Genomic DNA, 8,318 nt, shown 5'->3' with positions numbered 1-8,318 from the left:
GGGCTTCCGAATATAAATCGAGTCAGAAACTGTCCCTTTGGCCACCAAGGTACCCTCAATAATCAAATCAGTCGTATAGCTGGGAACCTCTATCACTACGCCAGGCTGGACTACCAGAGTCTGACCGGTTGGCACGGTAACATCCCCATTAAGTATGTAAGGGCTTTTATCTTTTGTCCACACGCCTGACAATGAACCACTTACTTGTGTTTGCGCAGCACACTCACTAAACGTGCACAGTAATAAAATGAGCGATAGACCAAATACATATTTAATCATAGCGATTGTTACTTTAAGAGTTTATTGCTGAGTTTTAAATCTTTGGAATTCATAGATTATTTCTCCACAACTTTGTAAGCATACTTACAAAATCAGAAAACATCTTTGCTAGCCAAGTGAGTGATAGTGTATGAAGAAATAGGTCTGGATTTTAATATTTGTCTAAAGTTAAATCTTTTCCCAATTTTATAAAAGATGGTTTGGAAGAATCACTTCGTTTTACCAAAAAAAATGGACACCAGACTCCCATAGCATCCAACGGTATATTGCTCAAAATAAAACGAGCGGAGACTAATTTAGATTATGTTGACTTAATAGCTGGACCAGTACGCCATCGGCAACATTCATCATTTCGACAATGCACTCTTTCAACGTTTTGTAGAAGAAAAAGTACCTGCACTCAAGAAAATGTTTGAAGACACCTTATCAAAAATTATCAATAACTCCGACATAGATATCATCAATTGAAATGAAGTCATTGTTCAAGAAAGTATTGCTGCTTAACCCCCAATGTTCCGCCCCGCAATCACTCCTGTAGTCCAAGCGGCTTGGAAGTTGTAGCCTCCTGTGATGCCATCAATGTCCAGCACTTCGCCCGCAAAAAATAACCCAGGAACGTGACGGCTTTCGAGGGTTTTGGGGTGGAGATTGGCTAAATTAATGCCTCCGCAGGTCACAAATTCGTCTTTGAACGTGGTTTTCCCCTGTACCTCCAACTGAAAATTGGTCAGTTGCTCTACCAAGCGGTGGAGGTTTTTGGCGGGTAAGTCGGCCCAACGCATGGTGTCGGGAATATTGGCGAGTTCAACCAATTGTTTCCAAAGGCGCTGAGGTATTCCAAAGGGCGCTTGGGTCGGCACAAACTTCCCTTTCCACTGTACGTCACGCTGCATGGAAGTCAGCTGCTCTTGCACTTCGTTCGGTTTTTGGTTGGTAAAATTTATCAAGGACATAAATTGGTAATTTTTGGAGGCCAACTCCCGCGCGCCCCAAGCCGATAAACGCAGTACCGCAGGCCCACTTACGCCCCAATGCGTAAACAACATCGGCCCTGCTTCGGTCAATTTACTTCCTGCCAATTTTACGCCTACTTTTCCTACCGATACTCCCATCAGGTCTTTCAGGGGCAATTTGGGCGCATTGAAGGTAAACAAAGAAGGTACGGGCGTTTCAATTTCGAGCCCCAACGTAGCCAACCAATCGTAGCCCGACAACTGCGGGTGGCCTCCCGAAGTCACCAAAACTCTATTTACCATCAGTTCTTCTCCCGACTGAAGCCTTAGCAAAAACTGCTCTCCCTCAGCCACAATGGCGTTGACACCTGCGCTCGTGCGCACCTCCACGCCCGCCCGCTGCGCCGCTTGTTGCAAACAGTCGATAATCGTTTCGGAACTATCGGTCGTGGGAAACATCCGCCCGTCGGGTTCGGTTTTGAGGGCTACACCTCGGCTTTCAAACCACTGAATGGTGTGTTGATTGTTGAAAATTTCAAACAGCGGTCGTAAAAATTTTGCACCGCGCGGGTAGCCTTTCACCAGTTCAGGGAGCGATGGCGCGGCGTTGGTGACGTTGCAGCGTCCGCCGCCCGAAACCTTTACTTTGCTCAGGACGTTGCGGCTTTTTTCAAAAATAGTCACCTTGGCGGTGGGAAAAGTCTCGGCGGCGGTGATGGCACCCATAAATCCAGCGGCCCCGCCGCCAATAACTGCGATGTGTAGTGATTGCACGTTTTGTTGGTCTAATATCAACTCGAAAGTGCGGAAACTTTTGGGAAGTTCAAAAAAAACGTTGCGTTGTTCGACCTTCTCTACCGTTCTTTGCGTTTTATACCAAAAAACAGAGAACAAACATTTCAGCATGTATTATCGAAAAGGCTTGCGTTGGGGAAACACCCTAATGTTGTTATTTACTTTTATCGCCATCGGGCTGGTGCTTCATTACCGTGGCCGTACCAAACCGCTAGTTTCGTTTTGGAACGACGTTAAAAGTGTGTTTATCTACCAAGAGCGTTCCTCGGACAGAAATAACCCCTACAAAAACCCTGAACCTACCAGCACGGCCTCCGACGACCGAACATCCTACAACGATGTAGCCTCCGACGACCGTACGTCTTCCAATAAAGACGACCGAAGCCTGTTGGACAAAGAAGGCATTTCTACCCGCTCCGAAAGCACTACCTCTTCCGACGATGATGAGCCTGAATCTACTTCGTCCAATGCAGGGGACTATTCAAAAACAAAGGATTTTGGTTTACCCGCCATTGGCTCCAACGACCAAATTATCCGCCACCACCGCATCACGCTTCGGTACCGCGAACAATATGAGCAAGCTGATTGGGTCGCCTATAAATTGTTGGGCGACGAAGCCCGTGCGTACCTTTCTCGCGATGGGAATAAATTTGTTCCCGACCCACTCGTCAAAACAGGCTCGGCTACGCACGCTGACTATACCCGCTCGGGCTACGACCGTGGGCACTTAGCGCCTGCGGGAGATTTTAATATTTCGCCCGACGATAAGCAAGAAACGTTTTACATGAGCAACATCAGTCCGCAAGTGGGCGATTTTAACCGTGGGATTTGGAACGATTTGGAGCAAAAATTTCGTCAATGGGCACAGCGCGACGAAGAATTGTACATTGTTACGGGGCCCGTTTTAAAACCTGGTTTACCTACCATTGGTAAAAACAATGAAATTGCCGTTCCCGAAATGTATTATAAAATTGCACTTTGCCTCACCGACCGCCAACCGCGCATGATTGGTTTTTTGTTAAAAAATGAGTTTTCGAGCGAAAACCTCAAAACATTTGTGGTAAGTGTGGATGAAATTGAACGCCTCACGGGCATTGATTTTTTCCCTAAACTTCCTGACGCGCTGGAGAAAAAACTGGAAAGCTCAACGACGACTCAAGGCTGGTTTTCGGCTAGGAATTAATTCTGACATCGACTTCGTGGGTTTTGGTATCGACCACCAAAACCCCTTCTGTTTCATCGTCAAGCTGCTTTAGTAGTCCTTCGGACGACCAAGCCGCACTTTTTCCAATCCCCACAAAATCCTCACACGGCCCCACACAATTGGCAATCAGTACCGTCATTGAATGTTCTTGGGCCAATTTGGAAAGAATTTCTGCCGACTTTTCCATGCCCGCTGCGGTTTTGGCGACGCTGGCTACGTATATTTTCGCCCCACTATTGATGGCGCATTCGGTATGTTCTGCCACCGACAACTCATAACAGATTGCCAACGCCACGGCTTCTTCGTTTATCTTAATCGTGGTAAAATTTTCACCACTGACAAAAAACGGTTCTTCGTCGGCATGAAGGTATTTTTTGGAATAAACCAAGCGTGTTTGATACGGTCGAAACAACACCAAACTGATGTGTACGCCAGCCGCACTTCGGGTAGGCATCCCCACGCCAATCGTCATGCGATGTAGGTTACTCAGTTCTTGAAATTCACCCAACGAAGCATCGTCGCTCTCCACCGCCAAACTTTCGGCCAAAAGCGGTTCGTAATTGGTCAACGACAATTCAGGAAAGACCAAAAAATCTGCTTGTTTCTCCGCCGCAAGCGCCACAAAACGCAGGTGTTTTTCTTTGTTTTGGGCAACATCCCCCCTGACCGACTGTAACTGGGCAATGGCAATTTTCATAAAAACTAAGCTTATTTAATGCGTAAAACCACAATTCCGCTGTGCTTTTTGACCCGTTGAAGGTAATCCGACAAGGTTTCAGTCGCCAAAATCACTTTTTTAGCTTCGAGCGAAGCGTGCAATAAATACGCTCGGCCGTTGCGTTTTACCACAAAACCTTCGTGGTTAAAATCCAACCCCTCAATGCCCGACGTAATGCCAATGATGTCTCCATCTTGCAATTTTGACTCAATGCCTTCTACCTCTTTTTTGGGAAGATAATGCCACGATTTACTCGACAGTTTCGCCTCCACTTCTTGGGTCGTCTGGAAGTCTTTTTCTTCGGCCAAACCCGCATAAGCCGCGCGGTGCGATGTCATAAAATTGATAGAAGGTTGAATTTTTGTCCCTCCTAATTCTTCCGTCACATCGTCAAAAAGTCCCTTAGCTTCGCCCTGAATTTTCCATTCCAAAAAATAATGCAAACGCGAACCGTAGCCATCAATGATGCCGTTTCGGTAACGCATTTGCACCAATTGATTTTGGAACTGCATGTAAGATTTTTGGTGATGACGGGCATGAGTTATTGCCAACACCGACTCCACAAAAGTATAACAGTCAAATTCTCGAAGGTTACACACCAAGTTTTCGGGCGAACGTTCTAGGGTATGCGCTACGTAAGGTGTTCCTACAAAGCTTTTAGCCACTGCCACGGCCGTAGCGGTTTTAGTCGTTCCTTTCTCAACTTGAATTTTTTCCGCAAAAATGGTCTGATTCAAGTCAATAACGACCCACATTCCCAAAAATAAACTCAGTAGCGTCTTCATTTTTTTGTTTTCTGTTTATGCTGTGTTGGGTTTACTGTTCGTGTGGAGGGTTGCTCACAACCCGACCATCGTGCCAAGGGTTGCTCACAACCCGACCACCGTGCTAAGGGTTGCTCACAACCCGGCTACCTTACAATCGTCGGGTTGTGAGCAACCCTCTCCACTCAGAAAGCAACTCTCCACACATACTGTAAGCAATCTTACACACATTTTCCGTATTCTCGTCGGGTTGTGAGCAACCCTCTCCACAGACGTGAGCAACCCTCCACACTCAGAAAGCAACCCTCTACGCTACCTTCCACTCAAAAGTGATGGCTTGCTCAATATCAGGATGTAAGCTTAGCGCTACGGGGCAAGTGTACGCCGCTCTCTCCAATTTGGCTTTTTCAGCCTCGCTTAGCTCCGTGCCCGTGAGCATCGACAGCTTCACTTCTACTTTCGCAATTTTACGCGGAGGCTCCGCCGACATCCCTTTGGTTATTTCCATTTGTGAACCTTTCAAGTCGATTTCATCACGACGGGCTACAATTCCCATGATGGTCATCATGCAGCTTCCCAAAGCAGCCGCCACAAGGTCGGTGGGAGAAAACGCTTCTCCTTTTCCATTATTGTCGGTGGGAGCATCAGTTATAATCGTAGTACCCGACTGTAAATGAACAGCTTCGGTGCGCAATTCTCCGAGGTAGGTGGTTTGTACGGTTGGCATTGTTATCTAGTTATAAGGTGTATTGATGTGCAATTTACGGTTTATGAAAAAATTCTGAACCACTCGTACCCGAAAATAGTTTATCTTCCACACTTATAAACGCAACTTTTTTATACCTTTTCACGTAAATTAACTTGACTATAACAGGTATTTTTGGTAGGTTTAAGTAAAATTTTTGCAAAGTCAGATGAAAGCTGTTTCGACCATAACCCTTGCTTTGCTCTTGCTTGTACAAGCTGCATGGAGCCAACAACGCCGTACTAAAACCAACGCCGAAGACGACGGCGAAGAAGAATACAGTTCCATTACTACCTATGGAGTAACCACCAACACCAACTCAGGCTTGCTGGGTGGTTTTGTGTTTCGTCATTCTTCTCAAATCGACAAAGAGCTTTTTGGTCGCCATCAATACCGCTATTTAGGTCTTGAGCTTGTTAATGTTCGCCACCCGAAAGAATTGTCACAGTCGAGCAATACGGGCGCACGTTTTACGCCTGGCAAACAAAACTATCTTTTTGTCTTACGCCCCCAATACGGTCGTGAAATCATCTTATCGAATCGCAACAACGACGAAGGAATTTCCATCAACGGTATTCTTGCTGCGGGGGTATCGCTCGGCATTTTGAAACCCTATTATATTCAGTACCAAGTCCGTCCTGGCGTAGTTCGTACCGAAGCTTATGACCCCCTCAAACATACCGATTTGGGCAATATCCTTGGTTCTGGCAATATTCTCCAAGGCTTAGGTAATTCTAAAATTATTCCTGGTATCAACGCCAAACTTGGCTTTAGTTTTGAGTTAAGTGCCTTTCGTAGCAACCTCACAGGCGTGGAAATTGGCTTTTTGACCGAGCTTTTTGGCAAGGCTCCCGTCATTATTCCTTTTGCCGAAAACCGTAGCTTATTTACGTCGGGCTACGTGACGTTGTTTTTTGGAAATAAAAAATGAAGTCCCTGTTTCAGAACGCTTTACTCTTTTTATTCTCTTGCATCGTCACTTTAGGGATTGTTGAAATGGGCATGAGGTTCTTTGCCAAAAAGGGCCTCAGTTACCTCCAATCAGATTCGTATTTGGGCTGGATTACCCAACGAAACGTCCGCTATGAGCTTGCCAAAGTGGATGGTTGCGGGCAGCCCTATTCGCTTTTATATACCACCAATCAAGACGGTTTTCGTCGGTTTGGTGATACGACCTCTACCCGTCCCAAAGTCCTTTTTATCGGCGACTCTTTCACCCAAGCCATTGATGCTTCCGACGATAGCACCTATTTTTCTCTTTTAGGAAACCAACTCTCTTTTGAAGTATTTGCCAACGGCACGGGCGGACACAGCACGCTCCAAGAAGCCATGCAACTCGAACAAGTCATTGGCAAAATCAAACCCGACGTGGTGGTTCTTCAGTTTTGCGAAAACGACTTTATCAACAACAGTTTTGACTTAGAAAAAGCGAGTATTTACCATAACAACCAACAACGGCGGCCTTATCTCAACCTTCAAGGGAAGATATATTATGCCAATCCCGTCCAAAATTCCCTTGCCCGTTTTTTGGTCAATCACTCCAAATTGCTTTCGTTTTTACTTCCCAAAATAAAGATTTTACTCCAAGGCTCATCCTCTCAAAAAGCCGCTAATCAGGCTCAACATGAGGAATTTAAGCCCGCAGATTATCATCAAGCAGAAAAAATAACTGACTTAGGCATTCAAAAAATTAAGTTAATTTGTAAAAAAAACAATGCCACACTCGTTAGCTTCCCCGTTGATGCACCGCTACTTCGTCCCACCCAATCAAAAACACAGTACGAAGTATTGATGCAACAAAATGGAATTGAGATACTTGGCAACGTACCAGAAGCGATTGCGAAACTAGAACGCGCTGGGATTTGTTGTCGAGCCAAGGATGAGGCGCATTGGAACCACCTCGGGCACCGAGTATGTGCCCAAACCTTAATGAACCGTTTACAATTCGTGATAAATCACGCAATAAAGCAATGATAGAACTTCCTGTTATCGCATCTGAGCGTAAAAAACGCCCCGATTGGCTAAGAGTTAAACTTCCGACTGGGCCAGAATACCGTAAAGTTCGGACGATTGTGGATACCAATAAGCTCCACACCATTTGTGAAAGTGGAAACTGCCCTAACATGGGTGAATGCTGGGGCGAAGGTACCGCCACGTTTATGATTTTGGGGAATGTCTGTACCCGCAGCTGCTCGTTTTGTGCCGTAGCCACGGGCCGCCCCAACGAATACGATGCCGACGAACCACGCCGTGTGGCCGAAGCCATCAAAACAATGGGGGTAAAACACGCCGTTATTACGTCGGTCAACCGCGACGAATTAAAAGACCGTGGCGCTGAAATTTGGCACCAAACCGTCGTTTTGACCAAAGAATTGAGCCCCGCTACTACCATCGAAACACTTATTCCAGATACCAAAAGCAACTGGGAAGCGCTGGAACGGATGATTTCGGCAGGGCAAGAAGTGGTATCGCACAACGTCGAAACCGTGGCTCGGTTGTACCGTGCCGTACGCCCACAGGCCAAATACGAACGTAGTTTGGAACAAATCAAACGTACCAAAGCCTACGGAAAACGCACCAAATCGGGCATCATGCTTGGCTTGGGCGAAACCCAAGAAGAAATGTTTAAAGCCATGGACGACTTAGTAGCGCACGGTTTGGACGTTCTTACGTTGGGTCAGTATTTGCAACCGACCAAAATGCACCACGAGGTGATTGAGTGGATTCACCCTGATACCTTTGCGATGTACCGCGAGGAAGGGCTCAAACGTGGCTTAAAATACGTAGAATCAGGGCCGTTGGTGCGTTCGAGCTACCACTCTGAACGCCACGTCAACGTACCGATTTAAAACTCGAAGGC

Annotated in this window: 8 protein-coding genes; 4 read left to right on the top strand and 4 right to left on the bottom strand. The window is 46.3% G+C overall.

The genetic code is table 11. The features are described from left to right. Positions 1-779 precede the first annotated feature (779 nt). Positions 780-2,006, bottom strand: a complete 1,227-nt coding sequence (locus tag FHS57_RS11055) for a BaiN/RdsA family NAD(P)/FAD-dependent oxidoreductase (RefSeq protein WP_183973511.1) — start codon at positions 2,004-2,006, stop codon at positions 780-782. A gap of 130 nt (positions 2,007-2,136) precedes the next feature. Here FHS57_RS11055 and FHS57_RS11050 point away from each other — a divergent pair, with 130 nt between their 5' ends. After that, positions 2,137-3,210 carry a DNA/RNA non-specific endonuclease gene (locus FHS57_RS11050; RefSeq protein ID WP_183973509.1) on the top strand — a complete coding sequence of 358 codons (1,074 nt, stop codon included), beginning with the start codon at positions 2,137-2,139 and terminating at the stop codon, positions 3,208-3,210. On the opposite strand, the gene FHS57_RS11045 is transcribed toward FHS57_RS11050, so the two are convergent. The 3 genes from FHS57_RS11045 to FHS57_RS11035 form a co-directional block, all read right to left on the bottom strand. Further along, positions 3,200-3,928 carry a carbon-nitrogen hydrolase family protein gene (locus tag FHS57_RS11045; RefSeq protein ID WP_183973507.1) on the bottom strand — a complete coding sequence of 243 codons (729 nt, stop codon included), beginning with the start codon at positions 3,926-3,928 and terminating at the stop codon, positions 3,200-3,202. The two genes, FHS57_RS11050 and FHS57_RS11045, sit on opposite strands and share 11 nt — an antisense overlap. Positions 3,929-3,939: 11 nt before the next feature. Then, positions 3,940-4,734: an N-acetylmuramoyl-L-alanine amidase-like domain-containing protein gene (locus tag FHS57_RS11040; protein WP_183973504.1), complete on the bottom strand. Its 795-nt coding sequence runs from the start codon at positions 4,732-4,734 to the stop codon at positions 3,940-3,942. Positions 4,735-5,020: 286 nt separating this feature from the next. Beyond that, positions 5,021-5,440: an OsmC family protein gene (locus FHS57_RS11035; protein WP_183973502.1), complete on the bottom strand. Its 420-nt coding sequence runs from the start codon at positions 5,438-5,440 to the stop codon at positions 5,021-5,023. Between the two features lie 187 nt (positions 5,441-5,627). Between FHS57_RS11035 and FHS57_RS11030 the strand changes: the two genes are divergently transcribed. Genes FHS57_RS11030 through lipA form a run of 3 tightly spaced genes read left to right on the top strand, consistent with a single transcriptional unit; the run spans position 5,628 to position 8,307 of the window. Next, positions 5,628-6,389 (top strand): hypothetical protein, encoded by a 762-nt coding sequence (locus FHS57_RS11030; RefSeq protein WP_028525320.1) that lies wholly within the window; start codon positions 5,628-5,630, stop codon positions 6,387-6,389. Then, entirely contained in the window at positions 6,386-7,432 is a 1,047-nt protein-coding gene (locus FHS57_RS11025) for an SGNH/GDSL hydrolase family protein (RefSeq protein ID WP_183973500.1), read from the top strand. The genes FHS57_RS11030 and FHS57_RS11025 overlap by 4 nt, the downstream gene beginning before the upstream one ends. Then, complete coding sequence (gene lipA, locus FHS57_RS11020) at positions 7,429-8,307, top strand: lipoyl synthase (RefSeq protein ID WP_183973498.1); 879 nt, start codon at positions 7,429-7,431, stop codon at positions 8,305-8,307. Before FHS57_RS11025 ends, lipA begins: the two co-directional genes overlap by 4 nt. Positions 8,308-8,318 lie beyond the last annotated feature (11 nt).

Source organism: Runella defluvii (assembly GCF_014195535.1).
Taxonomy (GTDB): domain Bacteria; phylum Bacteroidota; class Bacteroidia; order Cytophagales; family Spirosomataceae; genus Runella; species Runella defluvii.
This window is presented reverse-complemented; position numbering and strand designations above follow the sequence as displayed.